At 67.3% G+C, this 19975-nt stretch carries 22 protein-coding genes; 1 reads left to right on the forward strand and 21 read right to left on the reverse strand.

Translation table 11 applies throughout. The annotated features are described in order from the left end of the window. Positions 1-28: 28 nt before the first annotated feature. The 13 genes from fliR to fliF all read right to left on the reverse strand — a co-directional run bounded on the left by fliR (position 29) and on the right by fliF (position 11285). Positions 29-814, reverse strand: a complete 786-nt coding sequence (gene fliR, locus EPN80_RS18275) for a flagellar biosynthetic protein FliR (protein WP_293030652.1) — start codon at positions 812-814, stop codon at positions 29-31. A gap of 16 nt (positions 815-830) precedes the next feature. Next, complete coding sequence (gene fliQ, locus EPN80_RS18280) at positions 831-1100, reverse strand: flagellar biosynthesis protein FliQ (protein ID WP_047215630.1); 270 nt, start codon at positions 1098-1100, stop codon at positions 831-833. A gap of 12 nt (positions 1101-1112) precedes the next feature. After that, positions 1113-1892, reverse strand: coding sequence for a flagellar type III secretion system pore protein FliP (gene fliP / locus EPN80_RS18285; RefSeq protein ID WP_293030656.1), 780 nt, complete (start codon positions 1890-1892; stop codon positions 1113-1115). Then, complete coding sequence (gene fliO / locus EPN80_RS18290; protein ID WP_293030659.1) at positions 1892-2404, reverse strand: flagellar biosynthetic protein FliO; 513 nt, start codon at positions 2402-2404, stop codon at positions 1892-1894. Before fliO ends, fliP begins: the two co-directional genes overlap by 1 nt. After that, on the reverse strand, positions 2401-2790 hold the full coding sequence (gene fliN / locus EPN80_RS18295; protein WP_293030662.1) for a flagellar motor switch protein FliN: 390 nt from the start codon (positions 2788-2790) through the stop codon (positions 2401-2403). The genes fliO and fliN overlap by 4 nt, the downstream gene beginning before the upstream one ends. Continuing rightward, positions 2783-3787, reverse strand: a complete 1005-nt coding sequence (fliM, locus tag EPN80_RS18300) for a flagellar motor switch protein FliM (RefSeq protein ID WP_293030663.1) — start codon at positions 3785-3787, stop codon at positions 2783-2785. Before fliM ends, fliN begins: the two co-directional genes overlap by 8 nt. Positions 3788-3794: 7 nt before the next feature. Then, on the reverse strand, positions 3795-4268 hold the full coding sequence (gene fliL / locus EPN80_RS18305; protein ID WP_047216774.1) for a flagellar basal body-associated protein FliL: 474 nt from the start codon (positions 4266-4268) through the stop codon (positions 3795-3797). Positions 4269-4509: 241 nt separating this feature from the next. Then, positions 4510-5838, reverse strand: coding sequence for a flagellar hook-length control protein FliK (locus EPN80_RS18310; protein WP_293030666.1), 1329 nt, complete (start codon positions 5836-5838; stop codon positions 4510-4512). Then, positions 5832-6302, reverse strand: coding sequence for a flagellar export protein FliJ (gene fliJ, locus EPN80_RS18315; RefSeq protein ID WP_293030669.1), 471 nt, complete (start codon positions 6300-6302; stop codon positions 5832-5834). The genes EPN80_RS18310 and fliJ overlap by 7 nt, the downstream gene beginning before the upstream one ends. A 27-nt stretch (positions 6303-6329) precedes the next feature. After that, a complete protein-coding gene (gene fliI, locus EPN80_RS18320) occupies positions 6330-7961 on the reverse strand; it encodes a flagellar protein export ATPase FliI (RefSeq protein WP_293030672.1) in 1632 nt (543 codons plus the stop codon). Further along, positions 7955-8587 (reverse strand): flagellar assembly protein FliH, encoded by a 633-nt coding sequence (gene fliH / locus EPN80_RS18325; RefSeq protein ID WP_293030676.1) that lies wholly within the window; start codon positions 8585-8587, stop codon positions 7955-7957. Before fliH ends, fliI begins: the two co-directional genes overlap by 7 nt. A 51-nt stretch (positions 8588-8638) precedes the next feature. Next, on the reverse strand, positions 8639-9634 hold the full coding sequence (gene fliG, locus EPN80_RS18330) for a flagellar motor switch protein FliG (RefSeq protein WP_047215636.1): 996 nt from the start codon (positions 9632-9634) through the stop codon (positions 8639-8641). Next, positions 9624-11285, reverse strand: coding sequence for a flagellar basal-body MS-ring/collar protein FliF (gene fliF / locus EPN80_RS18335; RefSeq protein ID WP_293030680.1), 1662 nt, complete (start codon positions 11283-11285; stop codon positions 9624-9626). The genes fliG and fliF overlap by 11 nt, the downstream gene beginning before the upstream one ends. Before the next feature lie 272 nt (positions 11286-11557). On the opposite strand from fliF, the gene fliE reads away from it, so the two are divergent. Further along, positions 11558-11893, forward strand: coding sequence for a flagellar hook-basal body complex protein FliE (gene fliE / locus EPN80_RS18340; RefSeq protein WP_293030683.1), 336 nt, complete (start codon positions 11558-11560; stop codon positions 11891-11893). A gap of 5 nt (positions 11894-11898) precedes the next feature. On the opposite strand, the gene EPN80_RS18345 is transcribed toward fliE, so the two are convergent. From EPN80_RS18345 to EPN80_RS18380, 8 genes are all read right to left on the reverse strand, one after another. Beyond that, positions 11899-12246 carry an EscU/YscU/HrcU family type III secretion system export apparatus switch protein gene (locus EPN80_RS18345; RefSeq protein WP_293030686.1) on the reverse strand — a complete coding sequence of 116 codons (348 nt, stop codon included), beginning with the start codon at positions 12244-12246 and terminating at the stop codon, positions 11899-11901. After that, positions 12243-13439 (reverse strand): flagellar hook-length control protein FliK, encoded by a 1197-nt coding sequence (locus EPN80_RS18350; protein WP_293030689.1) that lies wholly within the window; start codon positions 13437-13439, stop codon positions 12243-12245. The genes EPN80_RS18345 and EPN80_RS18350 overlap by 4 nt, the downstream gene beginning before the upstream one ends. Positions 13440-13509: 70 nt before the next feature. Continuing rightward, positions 13510-13842, reverse strand: coding sequence for a flagellar protein FliT (locus tag EPN80_RS18355; protein WP_293030692.1), 333 nt, complete (start codon positions 13840-13842; stop codon positions 13510-13512). Then, positions 13839-14261 carry a flagellar export chaperone FliS gene (gene fliS / locus EPN80_RS18360; protein ID WP_293030695.1) on the reverse strand — a complete coding sequence of 141 codons (423 nt, stop codon included), beginning with the start codon at positions 14259-14261 and terminating at the stop codon, positions 13839-13841. Before fliS ends, EPN80_RS18355 begins: the two co-directional genes overlap by 4 nt. A 29-nt stretch (positions 14262-14290) precedes the next feature. Next, positions 14291-16378, reverse strand: coding sequence for a flagellar filament capping protein FliD (fliD, locus tag EPN80_RS18365; RefSeq protein WP_293030698.1), 2088 nt, complete (start codon positions 16376-16378; stop codon positions 14291-14293). A gap of 116 nt (positions 16379-16494) precedes the next feature. Next, on the reverse strand, positions 16495-18183 hold the full coding sequence (locus tag EPN80_RS18370; RefSeq protein WP_293030701.1) for a flagellin: 1689 nt from the start codon (positions 18181-18183) through the stop codon (positions 16495-16497). Between the two features lie 334 nt (positions 18184-18517). Next, complete coding sequence (locus EPN80_RS18375; RefSeq protein WP_293030702.1) at positions 18518-19183, reverse strand: response regulator transcription factor; 666 nt, start codon at positions 19181-19183, stop codon at positions 18518-18520. 24 nt (positions 19184-19207) lie between these two features. After that, positions 19208-19939, reverse strand: a complete 732-nt coding sequence (locus EPN80_RS18380) for a sensor histidine kinase (protein WP_293030704.1) — start codon at positions 19937-19939, stop codon at positions 19208-19210. Positions 19940-19975: the final 36 nt, after the last annotated feature.

Consider the following 19975-nt stretch of genomic DNA (forward strand, 5'->3'; position numbering starts at 1 on the left):
CGTGCCGCCGCTGGCCGCGCGCCGCGGCTCACGGCCCCTTGAGCGCCGCGCTGACCTGATTCATCAGATCGATGCCGGTGGTGAACATATGCTGGAACATCGGCGCGAAGCGCGGCATCAGAAGCTCGAGCACCAGCAGCCCGGTCAGCAGGGTCAGCGGAAAGCCGACCGCGAAGATGTTCAGTTGCGGCGCGGCGCGGTTGAGAATGCCCAGCGCCAGGTTCGCCAGCAGCAGCGAGGCGATCAGCGGCAACGCCAGCAACAGGCCGATCATGAAAATGTCGGCGCCCCTGGCGGCCAGCAGGTGCCAGCCGGCGGCGGCCAGCGGCGCGCCGATGGGCAGCAGCTGAAAGCTGTCGACCAGCGCCGCGAGCATGGTCAGGTGGCCGTTGAACGCCAGGAACGCCAGGATGGCGATCATGTTGAACAGCTTGCTCAGCACGTCGGTGCTGCCGTCGCTGCCGGGGTTGATGAGCACCGCGAAACTCAGGCCCATTTGCAGTCCGACATAATCGGCGGCGGTTTGCGCGGCGGCGAAGATCACCTGCATTACGAAGCCCAGCGCCACGCCGATCAGCACCTGCTGCCCGAGAATCCATAACCCGGCCAGGGAGAATGGCGTGAGTGCCGGCAAGGCCGGCAGCGTGGGGGCGACGATCAGGGCGATCACGGCGGCCAGGCCGACTTTCACCAGCGTCGGAATATTGCTCTCGTTGAACGGCGGCGCGGTGCTCATCAGCCCCAGGATGCGCACGAATGGCCACAGGAAGCCGACCACCACCGCGCTGAGCTGCGCTTCGGTAAAGGTGATCACGTCACACCGGCGCGGCTTAACTCACCATGCCGGGAATGGCATCGAGGATCTGGCGCATATAGTCGGTCATCAGGTTGAGCATCCACGGACCGGCGATCACCAGCGTGGCGAACACCGCCAGCAGCTTGGGGATGAACGACAGCGTCATTTCGTTGATTTGCGTGGCGGCCTGGAACAGGCTGACCAGCAGGCCGGCGGCCAGCGCCACCAGCAGCGGCGGCGCGGCCAGCAGCAGGGTGATGACCATGGCCTGGTGGGCCAGGCCCATGACGGTCTCGGGAGTCATGACGAGCGGCCCTCAGAAAACGAAGCTTTTTGCCAGCGAGCCCAGCAGGAGCTGCCAGCCGTTGACCAGCACGAACAGCATCAGCTTGAACGGCAGCGAGACCGTGGCCGGCGACACCATCATCATGCCCATCGACATCAGCACGCTGGCGACCACCAGATCGATGATCAGGAACGGGATGAAAATCGTGAAGCCGATCTGGAATGCGGTTTTCAGCTCGCTGGTGGCGAACGCCGGCACGAGGATGCGCATCGGCACGTCTTCGGGCCCCTGCATCGGCGGGGTCTTGGCGATCTTGGCGAACAGCGCCAGATCGGCCTCGCGGGTCTGCTTGAGCATGAACGCGCGAAACGGCTGCGCGCCGCGCTGCACGGCCTGCTCGAAGCTCAGCTGGTTGGCCTCGAACGGCTTGTAGGCGTTGTTGTAGGCCTGGTCGAGCACCGGCGACATGACGAAGAAGGTCAGGAACAGCGCCAGTCCGATGAGCACCTGATTGGGCGGCGTCGACTGCGTGCCGAGCGCCTGGCGCAGCAGCGAGAGCACGATGATGATGCGAGTGAAGCCGGTCATCATCAGCAGGATCGCCGGCAGGAAGGTCAGCGAAGTCAGCAGCAGCATGGTCTGCACGCTGAGCGAGTAAGTCTGGCCGCCGCCGGGCGCCGGCGTGGCGGTCAGGGCGGGCAGCGCGGCCTGCGCGAACGACAGGGCCGGCAGGCCCAGCAGTACCACGGCCAGGCAAGCGGCCGGCAGCCAGCGGCGGCGCGATGGCGCGAGATTCGACAGCGTGTCCATCACCGGTCCTTGCGCAGCTTTTGTTGCAGGCGTTGCGCGAACTGCATGGCGCTGGCCGCGGCGGCGCTGGGCGCCGGCATGGGCAGGTCGGGCGGCACCCGGTCGGCGGCGATGGTGTGCAGCGTGCGCACCTGGCCCGGCGCGACGCCGAGCACCAGCCAGTCGCCGGCCACCGAGACCACGACTACGCGCTCGCGATGGCCCACCGAGGCGCCGCCGATGATTTTGACCGGGCCGCCGGCGAGCGGACGCTGCAGGCCGAAGCGCTTGGCCAGCCAGGCGCAACCGAACACCAGCGCGAGCACCAGCACCAGACCGAAGCCGGCCTGCATGAAGCCGGCCGCGCCCAGGCTCGGCACTTCGACGGCATGAGCGGCGGCCTGGCTCGCGGCGTGCGCCGGCAGTGCCGCGCCAGCGCACAGCGCGCCCAGGACGATCGGAGCGAGCCGGGCGGCGTGCGCCGCCAGGGCGGCCGGGCGCCGCCGCGCTGCGGAGTAATGCGGGGATTTCATCGATTCAATTTGCGAATGCGTTCGGAGGGCGTGATGATGTCGGTCAGCCGCACGCCGAATTTGTCGTTGACCACCACCACTTCGCCCTGGGCGATCAGGTAACCGTTGACCAGCACGTCCATCGGTTCGCCGGCCAGGCCATCGAGCTCCACCACCGAGCCCTGCGCGAGCTGCAGCAGGCTCTTGATGGCGATCTTGGTGCGCCCCAGCTCCACCGTCAGCTGCACCGGAATATCGAGAATCATGTCGATATCGTTGTGCAGCGCGGGCGCGCCGCTGCCCACCAGCGGCTGGAACGCGGCCGGCGTGGCGGCCACCGTGGCGGTATTTTGCTCGGCCATTGCGCTGGCCCAGTCGTCCAGTGCGGTATCGGGCGTGTCACTCATGATCCGGTTCCTTGAATGAATCGTTTTGCGCGTGATTGATCATTTGGTTCACGCGCAATGCATATTGGCCGTTGAAAACACCGTAGCCGCACTCCATGACCGGCACGCCGCCGACCTTGGCCGTCAGGGTTTCCGGCATCTCCATCGGAATCACGTCGCCGGCGCGCATATTGACGATCTGCGCGAGCGTGACGTCGACTTCGGTCAGGTTCACCACCAGCTCGACCTCGGCGCTTTGCACCTGCTGCGAGAGCAGGCGCACCCAGCGCTTGTCGACTTCGAGCGCCTCGCCCTGCAACGGGCTGGAAAGGTGATCGCGCAGCGGCTCGATCATCGAATACGGCATGCAGATATGCAGCTCGCCGCCGGTCGAGCCGAACTCGATGTCGAAGGTCGTCGTGACCACCACTTCGTTGGGCGTTGCCACGTTGGCGAATTGCGTGTGCATTTCGGCACGCACGTATTCGAATTCAACGGGGTGCACCGGCCGCCACGACTCGCCGTAGCTGTCGAATACCAGTTGCAGCATCCGCTGGATGATGCGCTGTTCGGTCTGCGTGAAATCGCGCCCTTCGACGCGGGTATGGAAACGTCCGTCGCCGCCGAACAGATTGTCGACCACCAGGAAGATCAGGTTCGGGTCGAACACGAACAGCGCGGTGCCGCGCAGCGGCTTGATGTGGACCAGATTCAGGTTGGTCGGCACCGGCAGGTTGCGGATGAACTCGCTGTACTTCTGCACCCGCACCGGGCCGACCGAGATTTCGGAGCTGCGGCGCATGAAATTGAACAGCGCGATGCGCAGCAGGCGGGAGAAACGGTCGTTGATGATTTCCAGCGTGGGCATGCGCCCGCGCACGATGCGTTCCTGCGTCGCCAGGTTGTACGGGCGCACGCCCGACAGATCGATGGCCGCGGAGTTGTCCTCTGGCTCGCCGGTGACGCCCTTCAGAAGGGCGTCGACTTCTTCCTGCGAGAGAAACTCCTCGTGTGCCATGAGCGACTCACTGAATCACGAAATCGGTGAACAGCACGTTGGTGACCTGCTGCGCAGGCAGCCCGGCGCCGAACGGCTGATCGACCAGCGTGCGGATCTCGCTGGCCAGCTTGTGCTTGTCGGCGATCGTGCCGAGGTCGCTGACCTGCTTGCTGGCCAGCAGCAGCAGGATGCGGCTGCGCACTTCCGGCATGTGTTCGACGATGCGCTGTTGGTTGGTGGTGTCGCTCACTTTCAGTGCCAGCCCGATATGCAGGTAACGGTCGCTGTCGGTATCCGCGAGATTGACCGTAAAGGGTTCCATCGAAACAAAAACCGGAGGTGCGGGCGGCTTCACTCGATGCGCATCGGACTTGTTCCGGTGCATCAGGTAGACCGCGGCGGCCGTGCCGGTCACGCTCATCAGTAGCAACACGATGCCAATCAGGAGCCAGGGACGCCGCTTGGCGGCGGCGGGTTGCGGGGTTGCGGGATTCGCCATCGTAGTTACCTGAATCTGGAGTGTATTGTCGGCCACGAATCGATCTTGCGATCGGCCGAATAGAAAGGACAAAGACGTCCTACTCGTGTCTTAACGGCAAAAACCGATACAGACTTTAGGCGGACTTCCGCAAGTCGGGACAAGGCGTGGGAAGGGGCGGCGCCGCGCAGCGGGACGGATCCCCCCGGGGGCCGCGGCGCGGCGAGGCGAGGCGACCGGCGGGCCGGCGGCCCGCCCGGCCTCAGGCGAAGGTGTCGACCAACCCTCGCGCGATGCGCGCGGCGGCCGTGGCGGCGCTCGCGCCCGCGAGCGAGCCGGGGCCGCCCACACTGGCCGGCCCGCTCTGGCGCGAGCCGTTTTGTCGCGCCTGGGCGTTGAATTGCTGGAATGCCTGCTGCTGCTGCGACGAATCGGCACTGACCATCGTGTTGCCCAGCGCGATACCGTTGTCGGCCAGCGACGCGCGCAACTGCGGCAAGGCCGCCTGCACGGCGTCGCGCACCGCCGCGTGGGCCGAGACGAACAGCGCCTGGGCCTGGTTGTCGGCCACGTTGAGCACCACATGCAGCGGCCCGAGATCGGGCGGATTCAACTGCAGCGCCGCGCTTTGCTGGTGCGCGCTGCTCAGCCACACCACCTGCTGGCTGAGCGCCTGGCCCCAGTGGGCGCTGTCGTCCAGGTGCGGGGTGAGCGTCATCATCAGTGGCGCGGCGGCCTGCAGCGGGACGGCGGGCTGGGCGGCGGCCGCAGTGTTGCTGCCGGCCTGGGCGGCCTGGATTTGCGCGGCCGCCTGCGCGGTTTGTGTGGCCTGATTCGCCTGACTTGCCTGCACCGCTTGCGCGACCTGATTGAGCAACGCGTTTTGCGTCGCACCTTGCCCGTCGGCGCTCGCGCCGGCCTGCCGCGAGCCGCCTTGCGAAGCCGGCGCGGCCCCGCTCTTGCCGGATTTCGCGCCGGCTGGCTCGAGCATCTTGCCGCCTGCCGCGGCGGCGTCAAGCTGCGCGCCCGGCGCGGCGTCGCCCTGGGCCGCGCCGTTGGCGTCGGCGCCTTTGAGCAGCGCGGCGCCGACGGTCGCCGTCAAACGCTTGTCGGCGACATTGCCGCTGGTCGCGGAAATTGCTGTCTGAGTCGCGGCCGGCGTGCCTGCGCCAGCCGACGTCGAGGCGGCGTTGGAGGCGACGGCCTGCGCCGGCAGGTGAGCGGCCATGGCCGCCAGCGCGCAGGCCAGGGCGGCATCGGGCGTGCCCGGGGCCGGGGTGGCGTGGTGCGCGTCGTGCTGGCCAGTTTGATCGGTATCCTGAGCGGTTTTGCCGGTCGACCCGTCGGCGCCGTTGGCGCCACTCGACGAGGCGCTCGACGAGGCATGGGATGGCGGCGTGGACGAGGCGCCGGCCTGGTCGGCCGAGCCGTTGCCGGACGGCGCCGCGTTGACGGCTGGCTCGGCATTGACCTGCTGATCGAGCAGCGCGCCGAAAGTGCTGTCGGCGCTGCCGCTGGCCGAGCCGGCGCTGGCGCTCGCGCTGGCGGCCGCGCCGCCGCCAGCCTGGTTGACGGGCGAGACGTTCAACATGCGCGTTCCTTCGTATCGTGCAGAGTTTGCCGCGACCGGCTCAGCTTGGCCGCGTATTCGTCGTTGTCTTTTTGCTCGCGCCTGGCCGTGCGCACGTTCTCACGAGCCTGCGCGCGGCTGGCCAGGGTTTCGAACGAATTCAGGCGTTGTTTGTGCTGTTGCCAGTCGTGCTGGGCCGCGGCGACTTTCTGCTCGGCCAGGACGAGCAAGTCGCGCTGGCGGCCGATCGCCACGTCGAGCGTGTCGATGAATTGCTGGAAATTGCGCCAGCCGGCGGCGGCCATGCCGTCTTGCGTGGCCGTCTGCAGCCGGTTGCGATATTCGTGCCGGTAGGCCACCAGGGCCTGCAGCTGCCGCTCGGCTTCGGCGCGCTGGGCCTGCTGGGCGCCGAGCTTGCGGGCGGCGTCGTCCAGATCGCGCTGCGCCAGTTCGGTCAGCAAATTCAGCGGTAGGTGCTCTGTCATCTCGTTTCCTCAAAAGGCGCCGGGCGTTCAGCTCAGCAGCGCGTGAAGCTGTGTCGCGCTGTCCTGGTAGCCGGCGCGCTCGCGCATGCCCTGCTGTAAAAAGGCCTCGAGCTGCGGGTATAGCGCGATGGCCTGGTCGAGCTGCGCATCGCGCCCGGCCGCGTAGGCGCCCACGCTGATCAGGTCGCGGTTGCGCTGGTAGCGCGAGAGCATCTGCTTGAAGCGGCGCACGTCGTCGAATTGCCGATCGTCGACCAGCGCGACCATGGCGCGGCTGATCGATGCTTCGATGTCGATGGCCGGGTAGTGTCCGGCCTCGGCCAGATCGCGCGAGAGCACGATGTGGCCGTCGAGGATGGCCCGCGCGGCATCGGCGATCGGATCCTGCTGGTCGTCGCCCTCGGTCAGCACGGTATAGAACGCGGTGATCGAGCCGCCGCCCTGGGTGCCGTTGCCGGCGCGCTCGACCAATGCGGGCAGCTTGGCGAACACCGACGGCGGATAGCCCTTGGTGGCCGGCGGCTCGCCGATGGCCAGCGCGATTTCGCGCTGGGCCATGGCGTAGCGCGTGAGCGAATCCATGATCAGCAGCACGTCCTTGCCCTGGTCGCGAAAATGTTCGGCCAGCGTGGTCGCGTAGGCCGCACCCTGCATGCGCACCAGCGGCGAGACGTCGGCCGGCGCGGCCACCACCACGGCGCGCGCCAGGCCTTCGGCACCCAGGATGTTCTCGATGAAGTCCTTGACTTCGCGGCCGCGCTCGCCGATCAGCCCGACCACGATCACGTCGGCGCTGGTGTAGCGCGCCATCATGCCGAGCAGCACGCTCTTGCCCACGCCGCTGCCGGCGAACAGGCCCATGCGCTGTCCACGCCCGACGGTGAGCAGCGCGTTGATGGCGCGCACCCCGACGTCCAGCGGGGTGTCGATCGGCGCGCGGCTCAGGGGGTTGATCGGCGCCGTGCTCAGCGAGGCGCTGTCGGCGTGGCCCAGCGGGCCGAGGTCGTCGAGCGGGCGGCCGGCGCCGTCGACCACGCGCCCGAGCAGCGCGTCGCCCACCGGCAGGCGCTTGCCGCCGGTAGCCGGCGCGGCCGGCGCGCCGGCCTCGGGTTCGAGCGGGAATACGCGGGCGCCGGGCAACAGGCCGGCAGCCTCGGTTTGCGGCATCAGGAAAAGGCGCTCGCCGGCGAAGCCCACCACCTCGGCTTCGGCCGTGGCCGGATCGCGTTGCGCGTCATGCACCGGCAATTCGATCAGGCACCCGCTGCCGACCGGCAGCCGCAGGCCGACGGCTTCGAGCACCAGCCCGGCGGCACGCGTCAGGCGCCCGCATGTGCGCAACGGCTCACAGGCCCGCAGGCGCGGCACGGCGGCCTGGATCTGGTTGCGCCAGCGCAGCAAGTGGGCGTCGCGCAGGTCGTGGCGCGGATTCGAGGCGTGCCCGTCCGGTTCCGCGACGGCGGGTGGCGCGGCGGCCGGCGCCTCGTCCCACAGGCGAACGTGCGGCCGGGGCTGGCCGTCGGTGCCCGGCTCGGGCATTGGGCGGAGCGTATCGGATGCGCCGTCGGAGTCATCCGCGCCGTGCGTGTCTGGCGCGACGGCGAGGGGGGCGCGGCGATGAACGTCGGCGACCACCGGGATCGGATCGAGATTCACCATGTCTGCAGCTTCCCGAGGGCCGCCGCGACCCGTGCCCAACGGGTCGGCAGGCTGGCGTCGATTTCGCCGCTGGCCGATTGGGCGCGGCAGCCGCCGCGCGCGATCGTCGGATCGGCACGCACGGTCCAGCCGCCGGCTTGCAGCTCGTCCTGCAGATGTGCCTGCACCAGCCCGATATCTTCCGGGTTGAGCAGCAGGCGTGGGGTGTCGCCGATGGTCTCGCTGGCCAGCACTTCGCGCACCGCCGGCAAGAGCGCTTCCGGGCGCACCGCGAGGGTTTGCCGCAGCGCCTGGTGGGCGATGTCGAGCGCCAGGCTGACCAGCGTGTCGGCGATTTCACGGTCGAGCGCGCCCAGCGCGTCGGTGAAGGCGCCCGCCAGCGTGCGCAGGTGTTCGGCCTGGGCTTGTACTTGCGCCTGCCCGGCAGCGGTGCCCGCCTCGAGGCCGGCCTGGTAGCCGGCCTGATAGCCCGCGGCGTGCCCCTCGTTGCGCGCGGCTTCGCGCCGTTGCGCGAGGTCGGCCGCCGCGGCCGGATCTTCGCGAACCACCGGCGCGGCGTCGAACGAAGCCATTTCCCAGCGCTGGTAGGCGCTCAGGCGCTCCTTGGGGATGACGCTGGAGCTCATTGGCGGCCCCCCTTTACTCGGGCGGCGTCATCGCCGGTCGTGCCGGATGCGTCACACATAAGCGTCGTCTCCCCGGCCGCCGATCACGATTTCGCCGGTGTCCGACAGGCGGCGCGCGGTCTGCAGGATCTTCTTCTGTTCCGCTTCGACCTCCGAGACGCGCACCGGGCCGCGCGATTCGAGGTCGTCGCGCAACAATTCGGCCGCGCGTTGCGACATGTTCTTGAGGAATTTTTCGCGCAATTCGGGCGGCGCGCCCTTGAGGGCGATGATCAGCGATTCGGACTCGACTTCCTTGAGCAGCACCTGGATGCCGCGATCCTCGACGTCGAGCAGGTTCTCGAAGACGAACATTTCGTCGACGATCTTTTGCGCGAGATCGGCATCGTAGGTGCGCACGCTCTCGATCACGGTTTCTTCCTGGGTGCCGCTCATGTAGTTGAGAATCTCGGCGGCGGTGCGGATGCCGCCCATCGGGCTGCGGCGCAGGTTTTCGCTGCCCGACAGGAGCTTGGTCAGGACGTCGTTCAGTTCACGCAGCGCTGCTGGCTGGATGCCGTCGAGCGTGGCAATGCGCAGCACCACGTCGTTGCGCAGGCGCTCGGTGAACAGGCCCAGGATTTCGGAAGCCTGGTCGCGGTCCAGATGGACCAGGATGGTGGCGATGATCTGCGGGTGCTCGTGGCGGATCAATTCCGCCACCGCGCTCGAGTCCATCCATTTCAGGCCTTCGATGCCGCTGGTGTTGCCGCCTTGCAGGATGCGTTCGATCAGGCCGGCCGCCTTGTCGTTGCCGAGCGCCTTGGTCAGCACGGTGCGGATGTACTCGGTGGAGTCGAGATTGAGCGCGGAGTGCTGCTCGACCTCCATCGAGAAATCTTCCAGCACCGCGAGGATCTGCTCGCGCGAGACCTGCTTGAGCGAGGCCATTGCCGCGCCGAGCTTTTGCACCTCGCGCGGCGCCAGGTATTTGAAGACCTCGGCGGCCTCATCCTCGCCCAGCGCCATCAGCAGGATGGCGCTGCGTTGTAGTCCGTCAGCGCTCATCGCCGCTCACCCATGATTTGACCACGGTCGCCATGACCTTGGGGTCCTGCCGCGCCACCTGGCGCGCGAATTCCAGATTGCGCTCGTAATCGCCCGCCTCGGGCCCGGCCCGCTTGACTTCGGTCGTCTCGGCCGCCGCGACGGCTTGCGGCTCGGGTGCCGGCGGAGCCGCAAGCAGGCGACGCAGGGCCGGCCGCAGCACGCCGAACCACAGGTACAGGCCGACCAGAATCACGAGCGCGTATTTGCCGATGTATTTGGCCAGTTCGATATTGCGCGAGCGTTGCCACCAGGGTTCGGTGTCGGCCGGCGTCTTGTCGAGCTCGAACGGACTGTTGACGACATTGACGGTGTCGCCGCGCGTGCCGCTGAAACCGATCGCGTCCTTGACCAGGCCCTGGATCTGCTGCAACTGCGCGGCCGTGAGCGGCACCAGCGCCGGCTTGCCGGCGGCATTGAGGCCGGGGCGATAGTTCACCACCACCGCGGCCGAGATCCGCTTGATGCCGCCGCTGGCTTCCTGGGTGTGGCGAATCGTGCGATCGACCTGGTAGTTGATGGTGGCGTCCTTGCGATCGCTGCGCGGACCCTGTGGCGCCTGCGCGGCACTGGCGCCAGCCGGCGGCTGGCCCGCGTTGGCCTGGCGCTGCGACTGGGCCGCCGCGACGTTGTTGGCCGGCGACGCGGTCGGCGTGGCCGGCGGCTGGTTCGACAACGCGCCGGGCACGCCGCCCTCGGACTGGCCGCCGATTTGTTTGGATTCGCTGGTTTGCTGGCTGAGGACCGCCTGATCGCCCTGATTCGGCTTATAGGTCTCGGCAGTCTGTTCGACGCGGGAAAAATCGATATCGGCCGAGACTTGCGCATGCACGTTGCCCTGGCCGACCAGCGGCGTGAGGATGGCCTCGATGCGGCGCTGGTAAGACTGCTCGAGCGTATGCACGTATTTGAGCTGATTGGCGTCCAGGCCGAGCGCGTTGCTCGCCGGCGCCGAGAGCAGGTTGCCGTTCTGGTCGAGCACGGTGACGTTGCTCGCGGGCATGTCGGGCACGCTGCTGGCGACCATGTGGACGATCGCGTTGACCTGGCCGTCGTCGAGCACGCGGCCCGGATACAGCGTGAGCATGACGGAGGCGCTCGGCTTTTGCTGATCGCGCACGAATACCGATGGTTTGGGGATGGCCAGCAGCACGCGCGCGCTTTGCACCGCCGAAACGGCTTCGGCGGTGCGTGCCAGCTCGCCCTCCAGGGCGCGCTGGTAATTGACCTGCTCGGCAAACTGGCTGATGCCGAACGGTTGGTGGTCCATCAGTTCGAAGCCGACCGAGCCGCCCTTGGGCAGTCCCTGCGTGGCCAGCCGCAGGCGAGCCTCGTGCACCTGATCGGACGGCACCAGGATTGCGCCGCCGTGCTCGGCGAACTTGTACGGCACGTTCATTTGCTGCAGCGCATTGATGATCGCGCCGCCGTCGCGGTCCGACAGGTTGCTGTACAGCACCTGGTAGTCGGGGGCGCGCGCCCACAGGAGCAATGCCACGAAAACAGCCACCAGGGCGGCCACGCCGAGCATCAGCGGCAAGCGCTCCCGGGCGCGCAGTTGCACCAGGAATGGCAGCTTGTCGGCCGGCACCACCGGCGTGGTCGTGCTCATGCGAACTCTCGCGAGCGCGGGGGCCGCCGCATGACGGTGAAAACTGCGACTGGCATGGTGTCGAACTCTCCAAAAAACGCAAATTCCGGCCCAGGCGCGCACGGACCGGATTGTGCCGATTATTGGCCAGGGCAAGCCATTCCAATTGCTTGAAAAGCGGGGCCTTTTCCCGTTACTTGCACCGCTGGGGCCGGGCGGGCCGGTGCTAAGCTGCGTTTTGTCTGGAAATGGGCCTGATGGGCCCGGGTAAAACGGGCTTCCCGGAGAAAAGCATGGCGATTTCAGGTATTGAATCGATGTTGCAGCAATTGCGTGCGCTGGCGACCGGTGCGGCGGATCCGGCTGCCTCGGCCAACTCTGCCGCGCCTGCCGGCGGCGCCGCGCCCGGCGGCTTTGCGTCGGCGCTGCAGGCGTCGCTGCGCGACGTCAGCGCAGCCCAGAACCACGCCAACCAGGAAGCGCAGGCGTTCGAGCTCGGCGTGCCGGGCGTCGGGCTCAACGACGTCATGATCGACATGCAGAAGGCCAATATCGGCTTTCAGATGAGCCTGCAGGTGCGCAACAAACTGGTGTCTGCCTACACCACCATCAGCAATATGCCGGTGTGAGCGCCTCAGGCACGCTGCCCGCGTCCGGTGGGGCGCCGCAACGGCGGCGCCAGCGGCTTCGGCATGGGCGGCGGCGGCCGGGCGGTCTTGCCGGCCTCCAGCCGGTACAGCCAGGCGAGCAACTCCGCCACCGCCTGGTACAACTGCGGCGGGATGCGGGCGTCGAGGTCGACCTGCATCAGCAGGCCCACCAGTTCGGGCGACTCATGCACGTACAGGCCGTGCTCGCGGGCCGTGCGTACGATGGTGTCGGCCAGCAGCCCGTACCCCTTGGCGACCACCCGCGGCGCTTTCTCCTTGCTGGTGTAACTCAGCGCAATGGCGCTGCGCCGACGCTCCTCGTGCTCGCTCATGGCACTGCGCCCGCGGCAGCCGCGGCCTCCGGCTTGTCATCGGGGGCAGCGGACTCGGCGGCCGGCGAGGCACCCACTTGACCGATCACTAATTGGCTGGTGCTCAGCCCGGTGGCGGAAAAGCGCTGACGCAGGTCGGCGCTGCCGCCGGCCAGCAGCTCTGCGGTGTGCGCTTCGACAGCCTCGATTTTGGCCTGTAGCTGTGTGCCGACGAGTGCCAGGCTGACTTCTACGGTGCCGAGCTGCGCCAGCGACAGCCGCAGATGCGTGTGCCAGCTGCTGGGCGCGGGCCGCACGCCCGGTGGTGCATCCGGCCGTCTTTCCTCGGCGCGCCATTGCAGCGGCGCGCCCGGCCACGCCTCCCCTTGCCATTGAAAGCGCGGCACGACCAGCATCTCGAGTTGCTGGCGCACCAGATTCAGATTGGCACTGACGCCCGCCTGGGCGCTCATGCCGGCCGGTGCCGGGCCGCCTGGCGCGGCACCCGGCGTCGTGGGCGGCAAAGGGATGGGCGCGGCGCCCGGTGCCATGCCCGATGGCGGGCCTTGCTGCGCGATGCCGGCGGCCGGCGCGGATGCCATCGGCGCGGGCGCGCCGGCCGGCTGGCCTGCCGGGTTGGCCGAATAGAGCGCAATGGCCTGGCCGGTCGAGGCGTTGCCCGGCGCCGACTCGACGGTCGCGCCGGTTGCGGCGGCCGCCGGCAGCTCGCCCGGCAGGCGGGTGTCGGGCGGCCACTGCGTTTGCGGCTCGGTTTGCAGTTGCTCGAGCGAGCGGCCGCCGCTGGCCCATTGCGCCAGGTGCGATTCGTAGAACAGGCCGCTGCTGTCCATCGCCTGGCGCAAGGCCGCGACGATCACCGGGGCCAGCGCGTGCGTGGCGTCGCCCGGCGGCAACGGCCACAAAGGTTCGGTGCCGGTGACCGGACCCGGCGCGTCCGGGGCCAGGCTCAACAACGTATCGATGGTGCGCGCGGCGGAACTGAGCACGGCCGGTGGCCCGGGCGGCGCGGCACCGGTATTCAATGGCTGCGCGTCGGCGCCATCGGTGGTGCTGCTCGGCGTGTCGGCCGCGACGGCGACGTTGGTCGAGGCGGATTCTCCGACGGCGTTCGGCGAGGCACTGTCGAGCGCCTGCATCAGCACGTCGAGGCGGCGGGCGAGCGAGGAAGCCAGCAGGGAATCTAGGCCGACCATCTTGCTCCCCTTTCATCTTGTGGTGTCGAGCCGCGGCAGCGCTGATGGCGAGCGCCGGCCGCGCGTGATCTCAGCGGCTGTTGCCGTACGCCTCTTGCAGGGCGCGCCGTTGGTGCGAGCTGCGCAGCAGGCGGTCCAGATGCATCAGGTGGGGCGTGGCCAGATCGCGAATGCGCGCGTCGTCGTCCAGGATGCGGCGAATCACCGCGTGCTTGCGCGCGCGCTGGCTGTCGTCGAGCGTGACGTGTGCATCGACCGGCTTGAGTTCGTCGACCCGGGCACGATACTGCTTCTCGAGCTCGATCAGGCCGTCCCAGTCGCCGTCGCGTGCGGCGCGCAACATGTTTTGCGTCAGGCCGGCGATAAGCTCGTAATGCGACAGAAGCTCGGCAGCCGAATTCATGCGGGCACTCCCTGCGCGACCGCCTGGAGGGCGGCGGCAGCCGGATCGATCGCGCGCCAGGCCGAGCCGATGGTCTCGAGCAGGCCGTCGACGATTTGCAGCTGGGCGGCGTCGTTGTGCAGGTTGGCCAGCAGCAGCCGCTGATTCATATGGTCGTAGAGTTCGGCGAGCTGCTCGGCCAGCGCGCCGCCGGCCTCCATGTTCAGCGCGCCGCGCAGCCCGCCGATGATTGCGATGGCGTGGGAAATCGCCTTGCCCTTGCCGGGTATGTCGCCTTGCTGCAGCAGGCGTCGCGCATTGGCCAGGGCGGTACGAGCGCCGTCGAACAGCATTACGATCAGTTGATGCGGATTGGCCGCGATGACGCCGGTCTCCAGGCCGACTTTGCGGTACGCGTTGGCCGCGTTCATGCCGTACATGAGTGATTCTCCCCGAGCGTTGTCATGGCTTAGCCTTTGGTGGACGAACCCGACGACGAGCCTGAGGAGCCCGACGAACCGGAGGACGATCCCGTTGAAGTGCCAAGCACTTGCTGCAAATAGTTGCTGGTGCTGTTGAGCTGCGAGATGGTCGCGTCCAGCGCGGTGAATTGCGCCAGATACGTGTTCTGCATCTGTGTCATCTGTGCCTGCCAGTCGGTCTGCGCTTTGGTCAGGCTGGTGATCGTCTGGTTCAGGCTGTTGGTCGCCGAGGTCAGCGCGCCGGAGTTGCCGAGAAAGCCGGTGATCTGGCTCGACAGCAGGCTGGCGTAACCCTGCGAGAAATTGAGCGTGCCCCGATTGCCGGTGGTCGTGCCCTGTACGCTGATCTGCAGGCCGGCGACCGCCGTGCCGGGCGCGCCGGTGAGCGTCTGGCCGCTGCCGGTGGTGGCGTAGCCGCCGATCGTGCCGGCGATGTCCAGACCCGTGGTATTGGTGGTCGTGCCGATCAGCGCCGTGTAGCCGTTGCCCCCGGTGAACGACACGTTCGAAGCGCTGCCGTAGCGGTTCGAGGTGAATTTCAGCACGCCGCCGCTTTGCGTGACGGCGACCGTCGAGCCCGCGTTCGCGAAGGTGGTGTTGCCGTTGATGGCCGACTGGATCGCCGAAGCAAGCGCGCTGGCGGTATAGGTGCCGGCCGGAATCGTCACGCTCGACGATACGTTATCGAGCGTGAGATTCAGGGTGTTGTTGGTGCTGTCGATGACCGTGCTCGCGCCGAGCGTCACCGAGCCGGTCGCGCTGCCCTGCGTGGCGGCCTGCGTGACGTTGACCGCGTATTGCCCCGCCTGCGTGCTGGCGCTAGAGCCGAGATAACTGACCAGACTGTCGGTGGCCGTGCCGTTGGTGGCGAACAGCGACGCCAGCTGGCTGAAATTGTTGTTGACCGCGTTTTGCAGCTTGGTCGAGTCGACCGACAGCGAGCCGTCGGCCTGGAATTGCACGCCGACCTGGGTGAGCGTCGACAGCGCCGACTGGCCGACTCCGGGCAGCGGGTTGTCCAGCACCGAGCGAATCTGGTTTTGAATCAGCTGCACGGTCGGATCGCCGAGCAGCGCGCCGGTATTCTGGCCGGTGCTGTCATAGGCGGTGAGCGAACTGATCGCGCTGTTGAGCGTGTTGTAGGCCGACACGAAGCCGTTGACCGCGGACGTGACCCCGGCCGTGTTGTTGGCGGTCGTGACGGTGGCGGTGCCGGCCTTGAGCAGGTTCAGGCTCACCCCCTGAATCGCGCCGCTCACGGTATTGGTGCTGCTCGATACCGCCAGGCCGTTGACGGTGAGCTGGGCATTTTGCGCAGCCGCCGTCTGGGTCATGTCCTGCGTGCCGGTCGGGTCGTAGCTGAGCAGGCCGGCGATGGCGCTGTCGGGCGAGCCGCTGCCGGTGGCGTTGCTCGCGCTGATGCGCATGCTCATGTTCTGGCCGGTGGCGGTCGACGTCAGCACCAGGCGATAGGGGGTGCTGCTGCCGTCATTGACGATGGTTGCCTGCACGCCGCCGTTGGCGGCATTGATTGCATTGGCGATGCCCTGCAGCGTGTTGTTGCTGCTGTCGATGGTGACCGAAAGCGATTGTTGCGCGGCATTCTGGGTGAACGAGGCGCCGCTGTAGGTGCCGTTGCTCAGCGTGCCGCCGCTGATGGTGCCGAAGTCGATCGTCAGCTTGGTCGGCGTGCCGCTGCCGATGGCGCTGGTGGTGCTGGCCACGCCGGCTGCGCTCAGGCTCTGGGCCTGGGCCAATTGCGAGACATTGACGCTGAAGTTGCCGGCCTGCGCGCCGCTGGCGGCGGTGGCCGTCACGACGGTCTTGTCGCTGCTGTCGGCCGACAACTGCAAAAATTGAGACGGATCGGACAGGCTGCTGAGCGACGCCTGGAACGAGCTCAACGCGCTTTTCAGGGCGCCGAAGGCCGACAGGGTGGTCTGGTAGCTTTGCTGCTGCGATTTGAGCAGCGTGAGTTTGTCTTGGGCGGGCTGCATCAAGCTCGTCACCAGGGCGTTGACGTTCAGTCCCGAGCCGACGCCGGGGGAAGAAACAAGGCCTGATGAGCTCGACATGATCGATGCGACTCCGAAAATTCAAGTAGGCAACCGGTCGGGGCATCGATGAAGCGGATGCCCCGTTTGCCGCGCGAACCAACCCGCAAAATGGGCCGGCCCGCGCGGAGACTACATTACTGCAGCAGCTTCAGAACCTGTTGCGGCATGGCATTTGCCTGGGCGAGCATGGAGATGCCGGCCTGTTGCAGAATGTTGGAGCGCGTGAGGTTGGCGGTTTCCGCTGCGTAGTTGGTGTCTTCCACACCGGAGCGGGCGGACGTCAGGTTTTGCGCCGACGTGCTCAGGCTGGAGATGGCCGACTGGAAGCGGTTTTGCATGGCCCCCATGGTCGACTGCAGTGCATCCACCGAGCTGATGGCCGCGTCGATGCGGGCGATGGTGGTTTGCGCGCTGCTGGTGGTCAACACGTCGGCGCTGACCAGGCTGCCGCTGACGGCGGAGGTGCCGGCCAGGCCGAGCGTGGTGGCTTGCGCGCCGCTGACGGTCAGGGTGCCCTGGGCGGTCATCGACAGGCTGTTTCCGTCGGTGCTGACGGTGGCGTTCAGGCCGTCGACGCTGGCGCTGTTGATGGCGTCGGCCAGCGACTGCACGGAACTGAAGGTGCCGGTGATGCTCAGGGGGCTGTTGCTGCCGACCTGAATCGACAGGTCGCCCGCGGCCAGCGTGAGCGACTTGGCGGCCATGGCGGCGGCCACGCCGGTCGAGGTCACGGTGGTCGGCGTGGCGGCCGCCACGCTCAAGGTGCCCGCATTGATGTCGGAGCCAACCACCGAGTAGGCGGTGCTGCTGCTGTTCGTGAAGACGATGTTGTTGGTGCCGTTGGCGGTAACGGTCAGGCCGGTGCTGGCACCCAGAGCGGCGTTGAGCCCGGTCTGGATTTTCGTGGCCAGGTCGGCGGCGCTGGTATAGGCCGTGCCCGCGGCGAGCACCGTGGTGCCGTTGATGGTGATGGCGGCTGAGGTGCTGCCGCTCGTCAGGGCGACGCTGCCCGTGCCCACACCGCTCGTTCCAGCAGCGATGGAGCTCGCGCCGATCAGGGTGCCTGCCTGCGTGCCGGTGACGGCGATGGCGCTTGCCGAACTGTTCGCCAGAGCGATCTGGCCGCTGCCGTTGACGGTGGCGGTCAGGCCGGTGACGCCGGCGGTGTTGATGGCCGCGGCCAGGCCGTTGGCGTCGGCGAAGGTGCCGGTGATCGATTTGCCGCCGATCGTCAGCTGGCCGGAGCTGAGCGTCAGGCCGGCAGGCTTGATGTAGGCGCTCAGATTGACCGGGCCGGATTGGGCGATGCCGCCGATTTGCGACGACTGCACGCCGGCGGACAGATCCACCGAGATCGACTGGCCGGCGTTGGCGCCGACCTGGAACGAGGTCACGCCCAGCGAGCCGTCGAGCACGTGCAGGCCGTTGAAGGTGGTTTGCGTGGCCAGGCGGTTGACTTCGGCGATGTCCTGCTGGACTTGCTGGTTCAACGCGGCGCGGTCGGAGCTGGAATTGGTCGCGTTGGTGGCTTCGACGGCCAGCGTGCGGATGTTCTGCAGGTTGTTGGTGATCTGCTGGAGCGCGCCGCCGGCGGTCTGCACCAGCGAGATGGCGTCGCTGGCGTTGCTTTGCGCTTGCGTGGTGCCGTTGATCTGCGCGGTCATGCGGTCGGCGATGGCCAGGCCCGCGGGGTCGTCGGCGGCGCTGTTGATGCGCAGGCCCGAGGACAGGCGCGTGATCGAGGTCTGCAGGCTCGATTGCGAGTTGTTCAAATTATTCTGCGCGATCAGCGAGAATATATTTGTATTGATGACTGATGACATTTAGCCACTCCTTTTCCCGTAAATAGGCATTCGGCGAACCCGCCGTAACTTTGGCCCTGCGGCGCATGCCGCGGAAAAAAGCCGCCGTTGTTAGGGTTATCGGACGCTTGCCGGAAAAATTTAGGGTATGCGCGATGTTTCGCCGCAATGAGTGCGACAGGCATGCGCTTCCCTGCCCACTGTTCGGGAGTCCTGACAGGCCTCATGACAGTGTAGTGGCGGGGCGGGAAGCCGATCGGTCGAGCAGAGGCGAGAACCGGGCTTTAATCAGGGATTGCCCGGATAAGGGGTCAGGGCGGTGCCGGCACGCAGGGGCGCCGCCTTGCTTGGGCGGTCAGGCGAACGCGGCCATGCCGGCCATTTCGGGATCGGCCAGACCGTGCTGCATGACGTAGAAGGTGAGTTCGGCGTTGTTGGACAGGCGCATTTTCTCGAGCAGGCGCGAGCGGTAGACGCTGACTGTCTTGACCGACAGCGACAGGGCATTGGCGATGTCGGTCAGGCGCTTGCCGGAACCGATCATGCACAGTGTCTGGTATTCGCGATCGGACAGCGTTTCATGGGCCGGACGGTCGGCATCGGGTGCCAGATAGTCGGCCAGCGACTCGGCCACCTGGGGGCTGACGTATTTCCGCCCGTTGGCGACCTGGCGCACCGCATGCACGAGTTGCGTCGCACTGGCGCGCTTGCTGAGGTAGCCTGCCGCGCCTGCCTTGAGGGCGCGCAGGGCGAATTGCCCTTCGTCGTACATACTGAAGAGCATCACCGGCAGGCACGGGTGGTCGCGGCGCAGTTGCTTGAGCACTTCCAGGCCGTTGGTGTCGGGCAGCGAAATGTCGAGCAGCACGACATCCCAGTGGGATTGTCGAACCAGTTCGATGGCCTGGGCACCGGTTTCGGCCTCGCCGACCGCGCTGACGACGCCATCGGCCATCAGCAGCTGTCGCACTCCCTGGCGCACGATCGTGTGGTCATCGGCGATCAATACTCTAAGCATCATGATGATTGTTTTGCGCAGGAATTGTCAGGAGAGCGTGGCAGACCCTGCGCGTCGGGGCAGGGTAACGCGCACGGCCGTACCGCAGGGCTGGACGTTTTCGATGCGAAAAGTGCCATTGAGGGAAACACAGCGTTCGTGCATGCCTTTGAGACCAAGAGAAGTGCTTTTGCGCCGTGCGCCGGCGGGAATGCCACTGCCGTTGTCGGCGACGGTCAGGGTGACGGATTGCCGCCGGGCGGCCAGGGTGACTCGCAGCTGCGTGGCGCGAGCGTGCTTGGCGGCGTTGTTGAGTGCTTCCTGGGTGATGCGAAACAGCGCGGCGGCGCTCGCGGGCGCGAGCGCGTCGAACGCTGCCGTGTCATCGCATTCCCACGCGCATGAGAGTCCGGTTCGACGCTCGAATTGCCGGACCCAGGCGCGCAGCGCCATGCTCAGGCCGTGGCTCAGTTCTGGCGGGTGCAGGTCGTGGGCCAGGGTGCTGACGGCCGATTGGGTGTCGGCCAAGCCATGTTCGAGCGACTCGAGCGCGCTCGACAGGGCGCTGTTGCCGTTGGGCGCTTGCCGGCGAACCAGTTCGAGCGTCAGGCGCAGGGCGGTCAGATGCGCGCCGAGCACGTCATGGAGTTCGCGTCCGATGCGGGTGCGTTCCGCATCGCGCGCGGCATTGATCTGTTGGGGCGCGAAGTGCACGACCTCACGCCGGCGTGAGGTGCCGGGCCTGATCTGCGTCGTAATGGAATCGACGGAATGCCGCATCAAACTATCCTGTAAATTCAGTGCACAAGCGGGCTT

It is taken from the genome of Pandoraea sp., assembly GCF_004297875.1.
GTDB lineage: Bacteria > Pseudomonadota > Gammaproteobacteria > Burkholderiales > Burkholderiaceae > Pandoraea.

Excerpts from the sequence above, each read along its gene's own strand:
- fliQ (WP_047215630.1), bottom strand. The coding sequence starts at position 1,100 with ATGACTCCCGAGACCGTCATGGGCCTGGCCCACCAGGCCATGGTCATC.
- fliP (WP_293030656.1), bottom strand. The coding sequence starts at position 1,892 with ATGGACACGCTGTCGAATCTCGCGCCATCGCGCCGCCGCTGGCTGCCG.
- fliO (WP_293030659.1), bottom strand. The coding sequence starts at position 2,404 with ATGAAATCCCCGCATTACTCCGCAGCGCGGCGGCGCCCGGCCGCCCTG.
- fliN (WP_293030662.1), bottom strand. The coding sequence starts at position 2,790 with ATGAGTGACACGCCCGATACCGCACTGGACGACTGGGCCAGCGCAATG.
- fliM (WP_293030663.1), bottom strand. The coding sequence starts at position 3,787 with ATGGCACACGAGGAGTTTCTCTCGCAGGAAGAAGTCGACGCCCTTCTG.
- fliL (WP_047216774.1), bottom strand. The coding sequence starts at position 4,268 with ATGGCGAATCCCGCAACCCCGCAACCCGCCGCCGCCAAGCGGCGTCCC.
- EPN80_RS18310 (WP_293030666.1), bottom strand. The coding sequence starts at position 5,838 with ATGTTGAACGTCTCGCCCGTCAACCAGGCTGGCGGCGGCGCGGCCGCC.
- fliJ (WP_293030669.1), bottom strand. The coding sequence starts at position 6,302 with ATGACAGAGCACCTACCGCTGAATTTGCTGACCGAACTGGCGCAGCGC.
- fliI (WP_293030672.1), bottom strand. The coding sequence starts at position 7,961 with ATGGTGAATCTCGATCCGATCCCGGTGGTCGCCGACGTTCATCGCCGC.
- fliH (WP_293030676.1), bottom strand. The coding sequence starts at position 8,587 with ATGAGCTCCAGCGTCATCCCCAAGGAGCGCCTGAGCGCCTACCAGCGC.
- fliG (WP_047215636.1), bottom strand. The coding sequence starts at position 9,634 with ATGAGCGCTGACGGACTACAACGCAGCGCCATCCTGCTGATGGCGCTG.
- fliF (WP_293030680.1), bottom strand. The coding sequence starts at position 11,285 with ATGAGCACGACCACGCCGGTGGTGCCGGCCGACAAGCTGCCATTCCTG.
- fliE (WP_293030683.1), top strand. The coding sequence starts at position 11,558 with ATGGCGATTTCAGGTATTGAATCGATGTTGCAGCAATTGCGTGCGCTG.
- EPN80_RS18345 (WP_293030686.1), bottom strand. The coding sequence starts at position 12,246 with ATGAGCGAGCACGAGGAGCGTCGGCGCAGCGCCATTGCGCTGAGTTAC.
- EPN80_RS18350 (WP_293030689.1), bottom strand. The coding sequence starts at position 13,439 with ATGGTCGGCCTAGATTCCCTGCTGGCTTCCTCGCTCGCCCGCCGCCTC.
- EPN80_RS18355 (WP_293030692.1), bottom strand. The coding sequence starts at position 13,842 with ATGAATTCGGCTGCCGAGCTTCTGTCGCATTACGAGCTTATCGCCGGC.
- fliS (WP_293030695.1), bottom strand. The coding sequence starts at position 14,261 with ATGTACGGCATGAACGCGGCCAACGCGTACCGCAAAGTCGGCCTGGAG.
- fliD (WP_293030698.1), bottom strand. The coding sequence starts at position 16,378 with ATGTCGAGCTCATCAGGCCTTGTTTCTTCCCCCGGCGTCGGCTCGGGA.
- EPN80_RS18370 (WP_293030701.1), bottom strand. The coding sequence starts at position 18,183 with ATGTCATCAGTCATCAATACAAATATATTCTCGCTGATCGCGCAGAAT.
- EPN80_RS18375 (WP_293030702.1), bottom strand. The coding sequence starts at position 19,183 with ATGATGCTTAGAGTATTGATCGCCGATGACCACACGATCGTGCGCCAG.
- EPN80_RS18380 (WP_293030704.1), bottom strand. The coding sequence starts at position 19,939 with ATGCGGCATTCCGTCGATTCCATTACGACGCAGATCAGGCCCGGCACC.